Below are 15,179 nucleotides of genomic sequence, written 5' to 3'. Positions count from 1 at the left end.
AGGTACCGCCATGCGCCATGTCCTTGGCCTGCTGCTGGCGCTGACCAGCGTGTCCGTCCACGCCGTCCCGTCCGATGTACCGCGAGGGCGCCTGCCCGGATGGGCCGTGCCGCGCCACTACGCGCTGGAGCTGAAGGTCGACCCGCGCCAGGACGCCTTCCAGGGCCAGGCCCGCATCGAGCTGGCGCTGGAGCAGCCTTCCGACCACGTCTGGCTGCACGGCAAGGACCTGGAAGTATCCCGGGTGGCGGCGGTCACGGCCGACGGCGGGCGCGTCCCGGCGCAGTGGCGGGTGGCCGACGCGCAGGCCGGCGTGGCCCGGGTGGACTTCGGCCGCCGCCTGCCGGCGCAGACGCTGATTCTGGAGCTGCATTACTCGGCGCCGCTGAACAGGCAGTTGCAGGGCCTGTACAAGGTCGTCCACCAGGGCCGGGCGTACGCGATGACGCAGATGGAGCCGATCAGCGCGCGCCATGCCTTCCCCGGCTTCGACGAGCCGGCCTTCAAGACCCCGTTCGACCTGAGCCTGACCGTGCCGCAGGACGACGTGGCCCGCGCCAACACCGCCGCGGTGGAGACGCGCGCGGCCGGGCCGGGCTGGAAGACGGTGCGCTTCGCCACCACGCTGCCGCTGCCGACCTACCTGCTGGCCTTCGGCGTGGGCCCGTGGGACGTGGTGGATGGCCCGGCCATCGCGCCCAACCGCTGGCGTGGCCAGGCCGTGCCGTTGGCCGGGGTGGCCGCCCTGGGGCAGGGCGGGCGGATGCAGCGCGCGCTGGCGCAGGCCCCGGCGATGATCGAATGGCTGGAGGCGTACTTCGACTACGGCTACCCTTTCGGCAAGCTCGACCTGGTCGCCGCGCCGGACTTCTCGGCCGGGGCGATGGAGAACCCCGGCTTCGTCACCTTCCGCGACTGGCTGCTGCTGCTGGACGGCGATTCGCCGGCCCGCAACGTCAAGGGCTCCTTCAACGTCACCGCGCACGAGCTGGCGCACCAGTGGACCGGCGACGTGGTCACCATGGCGTGGTGGGACGACCTGTGGCTCAACGAGGCCTTCGCCACCTGGCTGCAGCAGAAGATCACCATGGCCCTGCGCCCGGAGTACAAGGCCGGGCTGGACCGCGTGGGCAGCGCGCAGCGGACCATGGGCGGCGACAGCCTGGTCAGCGCGCGGCGCATCCGCCAGCCGATCACCGGCAACGGCGACATCGAGACCGCCTTCGACGGCATCACCTACCAGAAGGGCGCGGCGGTGCTGGCGATGTTCGAGGCCTTCGTCGGCCCGGACGCGTTCCGCCAGGGCATGCGCGACTACCTGCGCAAGCACGAGTTCGGCAACGCCACCGCGCTCGACCTGATCGACGCCATCGCCGCCGCAGCCGGCAAGGGCGAGGACTTCAAGGCTGCCTTCCGCAGCTTCCTCGACCAGCCCGGCGTGCCCTACCTGCACGCCCGCCTGGCCGGCGCCGATGGCCAGGTGCGCCTGGAGCTGGAGCAGCAGCGCTACCTGCCGGTGGGTTCCACCGGCAGCGCGGCGCAGCGCTGGGGCGTGCCGGTGTGCGTGCGCTACGGCGCGGCCGGCGGCGCCCGTACCGCGTGCGAGCTGGTGGACGAGGCTCGCGGCGAGATCCCGCTGCCCGGCGCCGCCGCCGACACCTGGGTGATGCCCAACGCCGGCGGCAGCGGCTACTACCGCTTCAGCCTGCCGCGCGCGCAACTGGCCCGCCTGGCGGCGCAGGCACCGTCGCTGGACGAGGCCGAGCAGCTCACCTACGCCGACGCCCTGGGCGCGGCCTTCGCCCGTGGCGACGCCGATGCCGCCGACGTGATCGAGGGCTTGCGCGGGCTGGCCCGCTCGCCCTCGCCGGAGGTGGCCACCGCGCTGCTGGACCGCTTCAACTGGATCTGGACCCACCTGGCCGCCGACGACGCCCAGCGCGCGGCGCTGCGCGAGGCGGCCAGCGCCGCGTTCCTGCCGCGGCTGCAGGCGCTGGGCTACCGCCGCCAGCCCGGCGAGGCCATGGAGGACGCCGAGTTGCGCGTGGAACTGGCGGGCCTGCTGGGCATCCGCCTGGAACTGCCGCAGGTGCGCCAGGCGCTGCTTGCCCAGGCCGAGGCGGTGCTGGCCGGGCGCGACGGCGCGCTGGATTTCTCCGCGGCCGACCCGGACCTGCTCGGCAACGTGCTGGCGGTGGCGGTGCAGGAGCGCGGCGAGCCGGCGGTCTCGCGCCTGATCGCCGCGCTGGGCCGCAACGGCGATGCGGTGCAGCGCAACGCGATGATCGCCGGCCTGGCGATGGCCCGCGATCCGGCGCAGTTGCGCCGGGTCCGCGACCTGGCCCTGGGCGAGCGGGTCAAGGTCGGCGAGATGGCCGGGCTGCTGATGGGCGGCCTGGGCGATCCGCAAATCCAGCGCAGCCTGTGGCCCTGGTTCAGCGCCCACTTCGACCGCATCGTCGCGCGCACCGGGGTGTTCGCCGCCGGGCGCCTGCCGATGCTGGGCGCCGCCGGCGGATGTTCCGTGGCCGCGGCCGAGCGCCTGGAGGCGTTCTTCCAGCCGCGCCTGGCCACGCTGTCCGGGGCCGACCGCGGCCTGGCCCAGGCCAGCGAGTCGGTGCGGCTGTGCGCGGCGCTGAAGGCGGCCCAGGACCCGGGCGCGATCCTGCGCTGAGCGGGCGCGGCGCGCGGGCGCGCCAGGGCCTTCCCGCGGCCGCGCCACGCGCCGCCGCCGGACGTTCCCGGCACGCCGCGGACTCCGGGACGGCGCCGCGCATCTCCCCAGGACGGTGCGCGTTCCCGCCGCGGCCCGCATGGGGGATCATGGGCCGCTTCGGGGAGCGCACGGGGAGCGCATGAAGAAGATCGACTACGTCTCGCGGATGGAAGGCCTGGACGCGCTGCGCGGCTTCGCCCTGTTCGGGCTGTTCATCGTGCACATGCCCGAGCTGTTCGAGCTGTACTGGGTGAACCCGGCGACCGACCCGCTGCAACGGGCGGTGCACGACGCGGTATGGCTGCTGTTCGCCGGCAAGGCGTTCGCGCTGATGGCGCTGTGCTTCGGGGTGAGCTTCTTCATCATCATGGACCGGTCCGCGCAGCGCGGCGTGGACTTCACCGGGCGCTTCGTGTGGCGGCTGCTGTTGCTGGCGCTGATGGGGCTGGCGCACGGGCTGTGGTACCGCGGCGACATCCTCGAGGTGCTGGCGCTGATGGGCCTGTTTCTGGTGCCGTTCCACCGGGTGCGCAGCAACCGCGCGCTGGTGGCGCTGGCGGTGCTGTGCCTACTGCAGCCCTCGATGCTGGCGCAGATCGTCGCCGGCCTGTGGGGCGCGGAATGGGCCAACCGCCCGCCGGCCTACTGGGACATCGCCATCTCCGGGGTCTATCTCGATGGGAGCTTCCTCGACACCGTGCGCATCAACGTCGTCGAGGGGCACGCGCAGAAGTGGAGCTTCATGTCCGGGTCCGGCCGCCTGAGCCAGATCATGGGGCTGTCGCTGATCGGCATGGTGCTGGGCAGGATCGGCTTCTTCGCCCGGCCGCAGGCCTTCGCGCGCGCGCGCCATCTCGGCCTGGCGCTGGCGCTGGCCGCGGCGGTGGCGCTGTATTTCGCGCGCGGGCCGCTCGGCGGCCTGGTGCCGGCCAGCGAGGCGATGTTCATGCCGCGCGACCGGGCCTGGGCGCTCCTGGGCAGCCTGTTCGACCTGTCGGCGATGGCGGTGCTGATGCTCGGCTTCCTGTCGCTCTACCACGGCCCCGGACGGCGTGCGCTGGGATCGCTGGCGCCGGCCGGGCGCATGACCCTGAGCCTGTACGTGGGGCAGTCGCTGGTGTTCGTGCCGGTCTTCTACGGCTACGGCCTGGGCCTGTACGCCAGCATGAGCCAGGTGCAGGCGGTGCTGCTGGGCCTGGCCGCCTTCGCCGTGCAACTGGTGTTCGCCCACCTGTGGTTCCGCCGGTTCTACTACGGGCCGCTGGAGTGGCTGTGGCGCGCCGGCACCTTCCTGACCACGGGCGTGCCGTTCGTGCGTCCGCGCACCGGTGCCGTGGCGCCGCCGCTGCGGCCGGCGGCCGAGGCCGAGGGCGCCGGCTGAAACCGGCCGTGCAGTCGCAGGCGGCTACCGGGGTGGCCTCCATGGCGGCCGGCGCGCCGCAGGTCCGGCGCTGCGCGTCCCTGCGGATGCGGTTATCTTTCCGGGATGCGGGCGGCGTGGTGCCGCCCGCGTCCTTTCCCGTTCCCGCACCGCCAACACCCGGAGATCCGCGCCCGTGGAAGCCCTTTTCGTGTGGTTGAACGGCGTCATCTGGAGCAAGGCGCTGATCGCGCTGTGCCTGGGCGCCGGCCTGTGGTTCAGCTTTCGCACCCGCTTCATGCAGGTGCGTGGCCTGGTCGAGATGACCCGGCTGACGTTCAGCGGCCAGTCGTCCGAGGCGGGCGTGTCCTCGTTCCAGGCGCTGGCGCTGTCCATGGCCGGGCGCATCGGTATCGGCAACATCGCCGGCGTGGCCACCGCGATCTACTACGGCGGCCCCGGCGCGATCTTCTGGATGTGGGTGATGGGCTTCCTCGGCGCCTCCACCTCGTACATCGAGTCCACCCTGGCCCAGATCTACAAGGAGAAGGACGCCGAGGGCCGTTACCGCGGCGGCCCGGCGTACTACATCGAGAAGGCAATGGGGCTGAAGTGGTATGCGCTGGCCTTCGCCTTCGCCACGCTGGTGGCGGCCGGCCTGCTGATGCCGGGCGTGCAGGCGAACGCCATCGCCGACAGCATCGTCAACGCCTGCCGCGGCGGGTTGTGCGGAAGCCTGGAGGGACAGTGGCTGGGGATGCCGGCGCTGACCGCGTTCAAGCTGGGCATCGGCCTGGCGGTATCCGCACTGCTGGCCGTGATCATCTTCGGCGGCGTGCGCCGCATCGCCACCTTCGCCGAGGTGGTGGTGCCGTTCATGGCCGTGGGCTACATCCTGATGGCCATCGTGGTGATGGTGGTCAACTACGACTTCGTGCCGGAGATGTTCCGCATCATCTTCTCCAGCGCGTTCGGCATGCACGCCGGCTTCGGCGCGATGCTGGGCCTGGCGGTGGAGTGGGGCGTCAAGCGCGGCATCTACGCCAACGAGGCCGGCCAGGGCACCGGGCCGCACGCGGCCGCGGCGGCGGAGGTCTCGCATCCGGCCAAGCAGGGCTACGTGCAGGCGTTCGCGATCTACTTCGACACCATGCTGATCTGCACCTCCACCGCGTTCCTGATCCTGGCCACCGGCATGTACAACGTGGCCGGGCCGGACGGGACCATGCTCCAGCATGCGCTGCCGGGCGTGGAGCCGGGCTCGGGCTTCCCCCAGCACGGCATCGAGTCGGTGCTGCCGGGCTGGGGTGCGGGCTTCGTGGCGATGGCGCTGTTCTTCTTCGCCTTCACCACGATCATGGCCTACTACTACATGGCCGAGACCAATCTGACCTACCTCAACAACCACCGCGCGCGCCCGCGCCGGGTGCTGCTGCTGCGGCTGGGCATCATCGGCATGGTGGTGTTCGGTGCGGTGCGCACCGCCGAGATGGCCTGGACCCTGGGCGACATCGGCGTGGGCCTGATGGCCTGGCTGAACATCGTCGCCATCCTGATCGTGCAGAAGCCCGCGCTGCTGGCGCTGCGCGACTACGAGCGGCAGAAGAAGCTGGGCCTGGACCCGGTGTTCGACCCGGACGCGCTGGGCATCCGCAACGCCGGCTTCTGGAAGGGACGGGGCTGAGATGGCCGGCCCGTGGGATCGCGGCCCGCGGCCGCCACGGCCGCGACCGCCCCGCGGCGATGCCCTGCCGGGTGCACGTGCGCGGCCGGAGGCCGCCACCGGCCCGCGTGCGGACGGACTGCGTCCTGCATCCGCGCCGCCGGTGGAGGGCCGCCCACCACGATGGCCGGACCGGCAGGCGCCGGCCGAAGCCACGTCGACGTCGACGCGACCGGCGCGGCGCGAGGAGTTGCGGCTGTACGGGCTGAATGCGGTGCAGGCGGTGTTCGAGCGCCGTCCCGGGGCGATCCGCAAGGTCTACCTGGCCGAGACGCGCATCGGCGCGCTCAAGTCGCTGCTGGCCTGGTGCGTGAAGCAGCGGGTGGGCTACCGCGTGGTGGAGGCGGCCGACCTGGACCGGCTGGCGGGCAGCGCCCATCACGAGGGTGTGGTGGCCGACGTGCTCAGGCCCGAGCCGATGCCGCTGGCCGCTTGGCTGGATGCGTTGCCGGCCGGTGCGCCGGCGCCGGCGATCTGGCTGGACGGCGTCGGCAACCCGCACAACTTCGGCGCGATCCTGCGCTCGGCCGCGCACTTCGGCGCGGCGGTGCTGTTGCCCGCGCACGCGCCGCTGGCGCTGTCCGGCGCGGCCGCGCGCGTGGCCGAGGGTGGCGCCGAGGCGGTGCCGCTGGTGCGCCTGCCGGAAGGCGCCGCGGCCCTGGAGCGGTTGCGCGGCGCCGGCTTCGCCCTGGCCGCCACCGTGGTTCGCGACGGCGGCGACCTGTTCGCCGCGACGCTGCCGCCGCGGCTGGTGTACGTGATGGGCGCCGAGGGCGCGGGCATGGACGCGGCCCTGGCCGCGGCCTGCGACCTGCGCCTGTCCATTCCCGGCAGCGGCGCGGTGGAAAGCCTCAACGTGGCCGCGGCCACCGCCGTGTTCCTCGCGCAATGGGCCGCGTCGCGTCGCTGACCGCACAAAGACGTGGCGGTTGGCGAGCGCTGCGTGGCATGCCCGGCATGTCCTCGCTCCGGAGCCTTTTCGCCGGTTGAAGTGGGCTTCTAATAAGGGGCGCGGTGCGGGATCAACGGGTCAGGCGCACCGCCGCGCCGCCGCTGGGGGACAGGTCCAGCTTCAGCGTGCGGTGCCCGGCGTCGATGCGCCGTTCCTCGCGGCGCACGTCGGTGGGCGCCTGGCCGTCGTGCCACAGGGTGGCGCGATGGCCGGCATCCGCCAGGAAATCCAGCGGCACTTCCAGGGTGCGCGCGGTCTCGTCGGTCATCGCGCCGATGTACCAGTCCTCGCCGGCGCGGCGCGCGACCACGATGTACCGGCCGATCTCGCCGGCCAGCACCCGGGTTTCGTCCCAGGTGGCCGGCACCGCGGCGATGAAGTCGGCGCCGGCTGCGTCCACGTACACGTCCGGGCTGTCGGCCACCATCTGCAGCGGGCTCTCGTAGACCACGAACATGGCCAACTGGTGGGCGCGCGTGCCCATCACCTGGGGGCCCTGGAAGTGCACCTGGAACGCCTCCGGCGTGGCGTTGCGGAAGCCGCCGGGGGTGTAGTCCATCGGCCCCAGCAGCATCCGCGTGAACGGCAGCACCAGGTTGTGGGTGGGAGTGATGCGCCGGCTCCACTTGTTGTTCTCCGCGCCCAGCACGCCTTCCTGGGTGAGGTACTGCGGCCAGGTGCGGGCGAGCCCGGTGGGGCGGTAGGCGCCGTGCAGGTTGAGCATCAGCCGGTGCCGCGCGGAGCTGCGCATCATGCGGTGGAAGAACTCCACCATCTGCTGGTCGTCGCGGTCCATGAAGTCGACCTTGACGCCCTTGACGCCCATCCGCGCGTACTGCGCGAACACCGCGTCCATGCGCGGCTCCAGCGATCTCCAGTGCGCCCACACCCAGATGCCGACGCCGCGCTGGCGCGCGTATTCGATCAGGCCGGGCAGGTCGAGCTGGGGGATCGGGCGGGTGATGTCGGCGTCTTCGTTGTAGCGGCCGTTGCCGGTGCTGCCCGCGTACCAGCCGTCGTCGATCAGCATGTACTCCAGCTTCAGCGCGGCGGCGTGGTCGATGTAGCGGCGGATGGTGGCGGTGTTCATGCCCGGCTCGGGCACGTCCGGTGCCAGGCCGCCGGACCACCAGTCCCAGGCGGTCTTGCCGGGGCGGATCCACGAGGTGTCTTCGATCGGCGTGGGCGGGTTGAGGCTGGAGATGAGGTTGGACTCGACCAGCGCGCCCGGGCCGTCGCCGAGCATCAGCACGCGCCACGGGGTGAGGTGGCCATCGCGCGCCACCTCCCCGCGCGGCAGGCGCACGGCGAGCTGCGGGGTGTCCAGCCGCGGCGAGAGCCTGGCTTCCACGCCCAGGCGGCCGTCGCCGCGGCCGGACAGGTACATGCCGGCGTAGCGGTCCAGGTCGGCCTCGGCGATGGCGAGGGTCGCCGTGCCCTGGCCGGTGCCGCACACCAGGGGCAGTTCGATCAGGTGGTGCGGACGCAGGCGCGAGGCGGCGATCGGATCGTACTCGCCCTCGTGGCTGGTGCCGAAGCGGCCCAGGTTGAGCGCCCAGCAGGCGTAGTCGCGCGGGAACACGAAGCCGGTCAGCTCCTCCTTCACCACCAGGTCGCCCTGGGCGGGCAGCGGCAGGCGGTAGCGCAGGGCGATGCCGTCGTCGTAGGCGCGCACGACCAGGCCCAGGCGGCGGCCCTGCGTGTCGGCCAGGTCCACCTCCATCTGGCGGTAGTGGTCGCGCACCCGGCTGGCCTTGCCGGCGACCAGGGCGTAGGTGGAATCCGATTCGCTGCGGCGGCTGGCGACGATGCGCAGCCCGCGCTCGATGCGGTCGTCCTCGCCAAGCTGCACGCCCAGCGGCGAAGGCAGCAGCACGGGCTGGCCGTTCCAGGCCACCGCGTAGTGCGCGTGGCCGCCTTCGTCCAGCGACAGTTCGACCACGGCCTTGCCGTCGGGCGACTGCAGGCGCAGCGGCGCGGCCTCGGCGGCGCTGGCGCGCGGCAGCGTGGCGGCCAGCAGGGCGATCAGTGCAAGCGTGCGGTGTATCGGCATTCCCGGCGTCCCCCCATCCATAACGAAAGCGGAGGGTAACCGCCCATGCGCGCGGTGTCTGGAATACCTGCTCTGCGCGTGCGGCATAACGGCCGCCGTGCGGGGCCACCGCGCGCCCGGCCGGCGCGCGGGCCGGCTCAGTCCTTCGCCGAGCTGCCGAAGTCGCCCTCGGCCTCGGCCGCCAGGTAGGCGAATACCGCGTAGGCGGCCACGTTCTGCGCCAGCGCGGCCGGGTCGATCTTGTCCAGGGTGTCGTCGGCGGTGTGGTGCAGGTGGAAGTAGTCGCTGCCGTCCTGCGCCAGCCAGGCCCAGGTCGCGCCCTTGGCCGCCAGCGGGATGATGTCCGGGCCGGGGCTGCCCTGGCCGGGCGCGTACTCGATGCCCAGCGGCGCCAGCGCCTGGGCGATCTGCGCGGTGGCCGCGCGCGCATGCGCGGGCGCGCCGGTGTCGAAGGCGTAGATGCGGCCGGCGCCGAAATCGCTCTCGGCCGCCAACTGGTGCAGGGCGATGTCGGCCGCGTGCTCGGCCGCATACGCCCGGCCGCCGTGCAGCCCCTGTTCCTCGTTGGCGTAGGCGACCACGCGGATGCTGCGCGCCGGGCGCCGCGGCATCCGTCCGATCAGGCGCGCGGCGGCCAGGGTGATGCCGATGCCGGCCGCATCGTCCACCGCGCCGGTGCCCAGATCCCAGGAATCCAGGTGGGCGCCGATCAGCACCACTTCCTTCGGCCGGCTACGCCCGGTGATCTCGCCGATCACGTTCTGCGAGGTGTACCGCCCGTCCCAGCCGCAGTCCAGCGCCAGGCGCACCGTCACCGGTCCGCGCGCGGCCAGGCGCGCGAGCTGGTCGGCGTCGGGGATGCTCAGCGCCGCGGCGGGCACCGGGGCGAGCCCTTCGTCGTAGCGGGTGATGCCGGTATGCGGCACGCGGTGGTTGTCGGTGCCGGCCGAGCGCATCAGGAAGCCGATGGCGCCCTTGCGGATCGCCGCCGAGGGCCCGCGCGAACGCACCGCGCCGCCATCGCGGTAGCCGCTGCCGTCGCGCGCGGCCTGCATCTGGAAGTCGACGAAGGCGATCTTGCCGGCCAGCGAACCCTCGGGCGCGGCCTCCAGCGCGGCCAGGTCGGCGAAGCGCGCCACCTGCGCCTGGACCGTGCCGCCGGGGCTGCCGCCCAGCGCGGTGATCGCCAGCGGCTGCGCATGCGCGCCGACCACGGCGGCGCTCTCGCTGCGGCGCTCCCACTTGGGGAAGGTGACCGGCTCGGTCCAGACCCGGTCGAAGCCCAGTTCGCGGAACTTGGCCTGCGCCCAGGCCACCGCGCGCGCGTCGGCCTCGCTGCCGGCCAGGCGCGGGCCGATCTCGGTGGTCAGCGATTCGGCGATCTTCCAGCCGGTGTCGTCGGCCAGCGCGCGCTCGCGCAGTTGCGCGGCCTGTTCCAGCGCGGCGGCGGGGATGCGGGTTTCGGCGGCGTGCGCCGGTGCCGCGGCGAGGGCGGCGGCCAGAGCGGCGGCGAGCAGGGCGTTGCGCATGGCGCGGGCTCCGATGAAACCATGGAGCCTAGCAAACGCGTCCTTGCCGCTCACGTGCAGGCGGTCACGCATCGGCGCGCCGGCCCGGCGTTCCTGCGGGCGCCCTGCGCAGGGCGGCCCCCGCTCTTCTCGCCACCGCGCCTGCGTCAGCGCCTGAGCGTGTCGCGGATCTCGCGCAGCAGCAGCACTTCCTCGGTCGGTTCCGCGGGCGCCGCCGGGGCCTCCTCGTGCTTGCGCGACAGGCGGTTGACCACCTTCACCAGCAGGAAGATGGCGAAGGCCACGATCACGAACTGGATCATGGTGTTGAGGAACTCGCCGATGCCGATGGTCACCGCCGGCACCGCCTCGCCGGCGGCGTCGACGCCGGCTGCCTTGAGCGTCCATACCCACTGGGAGAAGTCGATCCCGCCGATCAGCAGGCCGATCGGCGGCATGATCACCTTGTCCACCAGCGCGGTGACGATCTTGCCGAACGCCGCGCCGATCACCACGCCCACGGCCAGGTCGATCACGTTGCCGCGCATCGCGAATTCCTTGAACTCGCCGATCATGCCCATGTCGCTCTCCTCTCCAGTCGATGGCTGTCTTGGCGTGCCCGCGCGCGGCGGGCACGGGCGCTAGCCTAACCCGGGCGGCGGCGCCCGGGTCAGCGGCCGATGCCGCCATGCAGGGTGGCGATGCCTTCCAGTACCGCCTCGTAGCGGTCGCCCGGCCGCAGCGCGGCCACGCCGGCGGGCGTGCCCATGAACACCAGGTCGCCGGCGCGCAGCGCGTAGAGCCTGGAAAGCTCGTGCAGGATCTCCGCCACGTCCCAGATCAGGTCCGACAGCGGCGCGCGCTGGCGGCGCTCGCCGTTGACCCGCAGCTCCAGCATGCGCGGCGCCAGCGCGCCGGCCTGGCCGGCCGGCACCAGTTCGCCCACCGGCGCGGAATGGTCGAAGCCCTTGGCCGTGTCCCAGGGCAGGCCCCGAGCCTTGGCCGCGGCCTGCAGGTCGCGGCGGGTGAGGTCCAGGCCCACGGTGTAGCCGAACACCAGCGCTTGCGCGCGTTCCACCGGCAGCACGCCGGCCGGCGCGTCGCGGCCCAGCGCGACCACCAGTTCCACCTCGTGGTGCAGGTCGGCGGTCGCCGGCGGGTAGGGCACCTGGCCGTCCACGACGATGGCGTCGGCCGGCTTCATGAAGAACACCGGGCGGCCGCGTTCCTCCTTCGAGGCCGGCGCGGCCGCGCCCATCTCGCGGGCATGCTCGGCGAAGTTGCGGCCCACGCAATAGATGCGGCGCACCGGGAAGCCGCCGCCGCCGCGCACGGGGATGCGCGGCACGGGCGGGACGGGGATCACATCGGTCATGCGGCGGTCCGTGGGATGGGCGCAGCCGCGCCCGGCGTCAGTGCGGCGAGGGCAGCACCGGCTTGCGCAGCACGCGGTATTCGGCGTCCATCACATGCCCGGCCTGTCCCGTCGCGGGGCGCGCACGGCCGCGCAGCAGCTTCCAGGCCAGGCCGGCGGCGATCATCGCCGCGCCGACGAATACGCTGAAAAACACCAGCAGCGCCAGCAACGCCACGCCGACCAGGCCCAGCGCCACCCGCAGCAGCGGCGCGCGCGGCTTGCGCGGCGAGAACAGGGCGCCGAGGAAGGCGGTGTCGAAACGGAACGTGCGGAATCGCATGAAGGGATCGCGTGCCAGAATGGCGCAGGCCGGCAGTATCGGCCGGATGCCTGGCGAGGTTGTGATGGGTTCGTTAAGCGATGGCGTTGCGGCGGGGGCGCCGGGCACGGCGCCGTTGATCGATCTTGCGGCCCTGGCCGAGGGCGGCCTGGCCGAGGTCCAGGCGCGGCTGGGCGAGGACGAGGAATCGCTGATCCTGCACCGGTGCGGCGACGCGGTGCATGCCTGGATCAACGTCTGCCCGCACGCCGGGCGGCGCCTGGACTGGGCGCCGGGACAGTTCCTGAAGAGCCGCGAGGGCCACCTGGTCTGCGCGGTGCACGGCGCCGCGTTCGGCCTGCCCGGGGGCGTGTGCGTGGCCGGCCCGTGCCGGGGCGATGCGCTGCGCCCGGTGGCCGTGGAAGTGCGCGACGGCCAGGTCTGGCTGGCCGCCGCCCGCCTCACTTCCAGAACATCAGGTTGACCACCGTCACCGCGATCACCGTGTACAGCAGGCACATCGGGGCGCCGACGCGCCACATCTGGCGCGCGCCGTAGCCGGCCGGGCCGGTGATCATCGAGATGATCGGGTTGGAGCCGGTCATCAGGTTGTTGGAGGCCGACAGCGCGGTGATCAGCGCGAACGCGGTGGGGTCGCCGCCCACCGCCAGCGCCAGGCTGATGGCGATGGGCACCATCACGATGGTCGCGCCGACGTGGCTGATGACCAGCGAGAAAGTGGTGGTCAGCAGCGCCAGCACCACCTGCAGCGCCCATGCCGGGGTGCCGTCGGGCAGGTTGGCCAGGGTGTTGCCGGCCACCCAGGCGGCCGCGCCGCTGCTGTCCATCGCCCAGCCCAGCGGGATCAGGCCGGCGGTCAGGAACACGGTCTTCCAGTTGATCGCCGAATAGGCCTCGTCCATCTTCAGCACGCCGGTCAGCAGCATGCCGGCCACGCCGGTCATCAGGGTCAGCGCCACCGGCAGCTTGGCGGTCAGCGCGATGAGGATGGTGACCGCGAAGATCGCCATGGCGATCTTGAACTTGTGCGGGCGCTGCTCGCCCTTGGGGTAGTCGGTGACCACGGCGAAGTCGCGGTTGCCGGCGGTGCGCCGCAGGTCCTGCCAGAAGCTGTGGAACACCAGCATGTCGCCGGCGCGCAGCTCCACCGCGCGCACGTCCTCGCGGATCACCTTCTTGTCGCGGTTGATCGCCAGCAGGCTGATCCCGGAGGTGTGGCGCAGGCGCAGTTCGCGCGCGGTCTTGCCGATGTAGCGAGAGGTCGGCGGCACCACCGCCTCGGAGATGCCGGCGCGGGCCGGGTTGAACAGGTCGCCCAGGTTGCGCAGCCGCGAGGACATGCGCAGGAACTGGTTCTGGGCGAAGTCGGCCACCTGCTGGCGCGGCCCCATCGCGCCGATCACGCTGCCCACCCAGATGCGCATGTCGGCCGGCGGCGCCAGCCGGGTGTCGTTGCCGGACTTGAGCGCCAGCAGCAGCGGGGCCTCGTGCAGCGACTCGGCCTCGGCCACCGACATGCCCACCAGCGGGCTCTCGGCGGTGACGGTCAGCTCGAACACGTCGCCGTCGATGCCGTAGGTGCGGGCGAAGTAGCCCTCGGTGCTGGACGGGGTGACGTTCTCGCCGGAGCCCTTGCCCTCGGCCTCCGCCTCGGCCAGCTTGCGGTTGCCGTAGAAGCGGAAGTACAGCAGCGAGGCGATGAGCAGGGTCACGCCCACCGGCGCCGGGGCGAACATCGGCAACGGCTCCAGGGTGGCCATGCCCGAGGGCAGGTTGTTGTTGGCCGACACCAGCAGGTCGTTGAGCAGGATCAGCGGCGAGGTGCCGACCATGGTCAGCGCCGCGCCCATGATGATGGCCGAGGTGATGGGCAGCAGCAGCCGCGACAGCGCCATCCCGGTGCGCGAGGACAGGCGCGCGGCGACCGGCAGGTACAGCGCCATCACCGAGGGGTTCTGCATGAACGCCGAGTTGATGCCGGCGATGGCGCTGGTCATCAGCACCAGCCGCTGCTCGATCCCGCGGCCGCGCCGCAGCAGCCAGCTCGCCAGCCGGTTCAGCGCGCCGGTGCGGTCCAGGCCGGCGCCCAGGATCATCGTGGACATGATGCTCATGACCGCGTTGCTGGAGAAGCCGCTGAAGATCTCCTCCGGGGCCACCAGCCCGGTGATGCCCAGCACCACCAGCACCACCAGCGCGATCAGGTCGGCGCGGATGCGGTCGAACAGGAACATCGCCATCGTGAACCCGACCAGGCCCAGTACCAGGCGCATCTCGTTGGTCAGGGTCAGGCCGGAGTCCATTGCGCGCCGGGGTCCTTAGGGCGAGGCGGTGGCGGGGCGGCCGCGGGCGGCGCGGGCGCGGGAGGTCGCTGCGGTGTTCATGCCGGGTCCGAGTCTAGCGCCGGCGCGCCGGTGCGGTCGTAGAGCAGGTCCCACACGCCATGGCCCAGCTTCAGGCCACGCTGCTCGAAGTGGGTCTGCGGCCGCCACGGCGGGCGCGGCACGTGGCCGCGCGGGCCGGCGCGGTTGGCCAGGCCGGGGGTGGCCTCGAGCACGTCGAGCATGTGCACGGCGTACGGCTCCCAGTCGGTGGCCAGGTGCAGGCGCCCGCCCACGCGCAGCTTGCGCGCCAGCAACGCGGCGAACTCCGGCTGCACCAGGCGCCGCTTGTTGTGCCGCTTCTTGTGCCAGGGGTCGGGGAAGTAGATGCGGATCTCGTCCAGCGCGCCGTCGGCGATCTCGTCGCGCAGCACCTCGACCGCGTCGTGGTGGTACACGCGCACGTGGTCGCTGCCGTCGGCGGCCAGCGCGTTGAGCAGGCGGCCCACCCCGGGCGCGTGGACCTCGATGCCGATGTGGTCGCGCGCCGGGTCCTGGCGGGCGGCGAAGCGCAGCGCCTCGCCGTTGCCGAAGCCGATCTCCAGCACCTTCGGCGCGGCGCGGCCGAAGGTGGCGTCCAGGTCGCGCACCGCGCCGGCGTAGTCCAGGCCGAAGCGCGGCCAGGCCTGCTCGAACGCGCGCTGCTGGGCCGGGGTGAAGCGGCCCTGGCGCAGGACGAAGCTGCGGATCGCGCGGCGGCCTTGTTCGACCGTGTAGGGTTTTGGAGGGGCCTTGTTCAAGGTCTGCTCGTCATTTTTCCGGAGGGGCGGCCGCCTCCCATGGCGCCCG

General features: G+C 72.7%; 12 protein-coding genes. 5 read left to right on the top strand and 7 right to left on the bottom strand.

Annotated elements, in window-relative coordinates:
* The first annotated feature begins 10 nt into the window (after positions 1-10).
* The 4 genes from HNR76_RS11040 to HNR76_RS11025 all read left to right on the top strand — a co-directional run bounded on the left by HNR76_RS11040 (position 11) and on the right by HNR76_RS11025 (position 6,709).
* Positions 11-2,674: a M1 family metallopeptidase gene (locus tag HNR76_RS11040; protein ID WP_162310356.1), complete on the top strand. Its 2,664-nt coding sequence runs from the start codon at positions 11-13 to the stop codon at positions 2,672-2,674.
* 181 nt (positions 2,675-2,855) lie between these two features.
* Positions 2,856-4,097, top strand: coding sequence for a DUF418 domain-containing protein (locus HNR76_RS11035; RefSeq protein ID WP_211373169.1), 1,242 nt, complete (start codon positions 2,856-2,858; stop codon positions 4,095-4,097).
* A gap of 175 nt (positions 4,098-4,272) precedes the next feature.
* Complete coding sequence (locus HNR76_RS11030; RefSeq protein ID WP_162310357.1) at positions 4,273-5,760, top strand: alanine/glycine:cation symporter family protein; 1,488 nt, start codon at positions 4,273-4,275, stop codon at positions 5,758-5,760.
* Between the two features lies 1 nt (position 5,761).
* Positions 5,762-6,709, top strand: a complete 948-nt coding sequence (locus HNR76_RS11025) for a TrmH family RNA methyltransferase (protein ID WP_162310358.1) — start codon at positions 5,762-5,764, stop codon at positions 6,707-6,709.
* Between the two features lie 112 nt (positions 6,710-6,821).
* On the opposite strand, the gene HNR76_RS11020 is transcribed toward HNR76_RS11025, so the two are convergent.
* The 5 genes from HNR76_RS11020 to HNR76_RS11000 all read right to left on the bottom strand — a co-directional run bounded on the left by HNR76_RS11020 (position 6,822) and on the right by HNR76_RS11000 (position 12,009).
* Positions 6,822-8,804, bottom strand: a complete 1,983-nt coding sequence (locus HNR76_RS11020; RefSeq protein WP_162310359.1) for a glycoside hydrolase family 97 protein — start codon at positions 8,802-8,804, stop codon at positions 6,822-6,824.
* Between the two features lie 137 nt (positions 8,805-8,941).
* Positions 8,942-10,333, bottom strand: a complete 1,392-nt coding sequence (locus HNR76_RS11015) for a M28 family peptidase (protein WP_162310360.1) — start codon at positions 10,331-10,333, stop codon at positions 8,942-8,944.
* A 146-nt stretch (positions 10,334-10,479) separates the two neighbouring features.
* Entirely contained in the window at positions 10,480-10,893 is a 414-nt protein-coding gene (gene mscL, locus HNR76_RS11010; RefSeq protein ID WP_162310361.1) for a large-conductance mechanosensitive channel protein MscL, read from the bottom strand.
* Between the two features lie 89 nt (positions 10,894-10,982).
* A complete protein-coding gene (locus HNR76_RS11005; RefSeq protein ID WP_162310362.1) occupies positions 10,983-11,687 on the bottom strand; it encodes a fumarylacetoacetate hydrolase family protein in 705 nt (234 codons plus the stop codon).
* A gap of 37 nt (positions 11,688-11,724) precedes the next feature.
* Entirely contained in the window at positions 11,725-12,009 is a 285-nt protein-coding gene (locus HNR76_RS11000) for a hypothetical protein (protein WP_162310363.1), read from the bottom strand.
* A gap of 64 nt (positions 12,010-12,073) precedes the next feature.
* Here HNR76_RS11000 and HNR76_RS10995 point away from each other — a divergent pair, with 64 nt between their 5' ends.
* The gene (locus HNR76_RS10995; RefSeq protein WP_162310423.1) at positions 12,074-12,472 is read left to right on the top strand and encodes a Rieske (2Fe-2S) protein; all 399 of its coding nucleotides are present in this window, start codon (positions 12,074-12,076) and stop codon (positions 12,470-12,472) included.
* Here HNR76_RS10995 and HNR76_RS10990 read toward each other — a convergent pair.
* Both HNR76_RS10990 and trmB read right to left on the bottom strand, forming a co-directional pair.
* Positions 12,450-14,312, bottom strand: coding sequence for an SLC13 family permease (locus tag HNR76_RS10990; protein ID WP_162310364.1), 1,863 nt, complete (start codon positions 14,310-14,312; stop codon positions 12,450-12,452). The two genes, HNR76_RS10995 and HNR76_RS10990, sit on opposite strands and share 23 nt — an antisense overlap.
* 77 nt (positions 14,313-14,389) lie before the next feature.
* Positions 14,390-15,130 (bottom strand): tRNA (guanosine(46)-N7)-methyltransferase TrmB, encoded by a 741-nt coding sequence (gene trmB, locus HNR76_RS10985; protein WP_162310365.1) that lies wholly within the window; start codon positions 15,128-15,130, stop codon positions 14,390-14,392.
* Positions 15,131-15,179 lie beyond the last annotated feature (49 nt).

The sequence above is a fragment of the Pseudoxanthomonas broegbernensis genome, assembly GCF_014202435.1.
GTDB lineage: Bacteria > Pseudomonadota > Gammaproteobacteria > Xanthomonadales > Xanthomonadaceae > Pseudoxanthomonas > Pseudoxanthomonas broegbernensis.
This window is presented reverse-complemented; position numbering and strand designations above follow the sequence as displayed.

Excerpts from the sequence above, each read along its gene's own strand:
- HNR76_RS11040 (WP_162310356.1), top strand. The coding sequence starts at position 11 with ATGCGCCATGTCCTTGGCCTGCTGCTGGCGCTGACCAGCGTGTCCGTC.
- HNR76_RS11035 (WP_211373169.1), top strand. The coding sequence starts at position 2,856 with ATGAAGAAGATCGACTACGTCTCGCGGATGGAAGGCCTGGACGCGCTG.
- HNR76_RS11025 (WP_162310358.1), top strand. The coding sequence starts at position 5,762 with ATGGCCGGCCCGTGGGATCGCGGCCCGCGGCCGCCACGGCCGCGACCG.
- HNR76_RS11020 (WP_162310359.1), bottom strand. The coding sequence starts at position 8,804 with ATGCCGATACACCGCACGCTTGCACTGATCGCCCTGCTGGCCGCCACG.
- HNR76_RS11015 (WP_162310360.1), bottom strand. The coding sequence starts at position 10,333 with ATGCGCAACGCCCTGCTCGCCGCCGCTCTGGCCGCCGCCCTCGCCGCG.
- mscL (WP_162310361.1), bottom strand. The coding sequence starts at position 10,893 with ATGGGCATGATCGGCGAGTTCAAGGAATTCGCGATGCGCGGCAACGTG.
- HNR76_RS11005 (WP_162310362.1), bottom strand. The coding sequence starts at position 11,687 with ATGACCGATGTGATCCCCGTCCCGCCCGTGCCGCGCATCCCCGTGCGC.
- HNR76_RS11000 (WP_162310363.1), bottom strand. The coding sequence starts at position 12,009 with ATGCGATTCCGCACGTTCCGTTTCGACACCGCCTTCCTCGGCGCCCTG.
- HNR76_RS10995 (WP_162310423.1), top strand. The coding sequence starts at position 12,074 with ATGGGTTCGTTAAGCGATGGCGTTGCGGCGGGGGCGCCGGGCACGGCG.
- HNR76_RS10990 (WP_162310364.1), bottom strand. The coding sequence starts at position 14,312 with ATGGACTCCGGCCTGACCCTGACCAACGAGATGCGCCTGGTACTGGGC.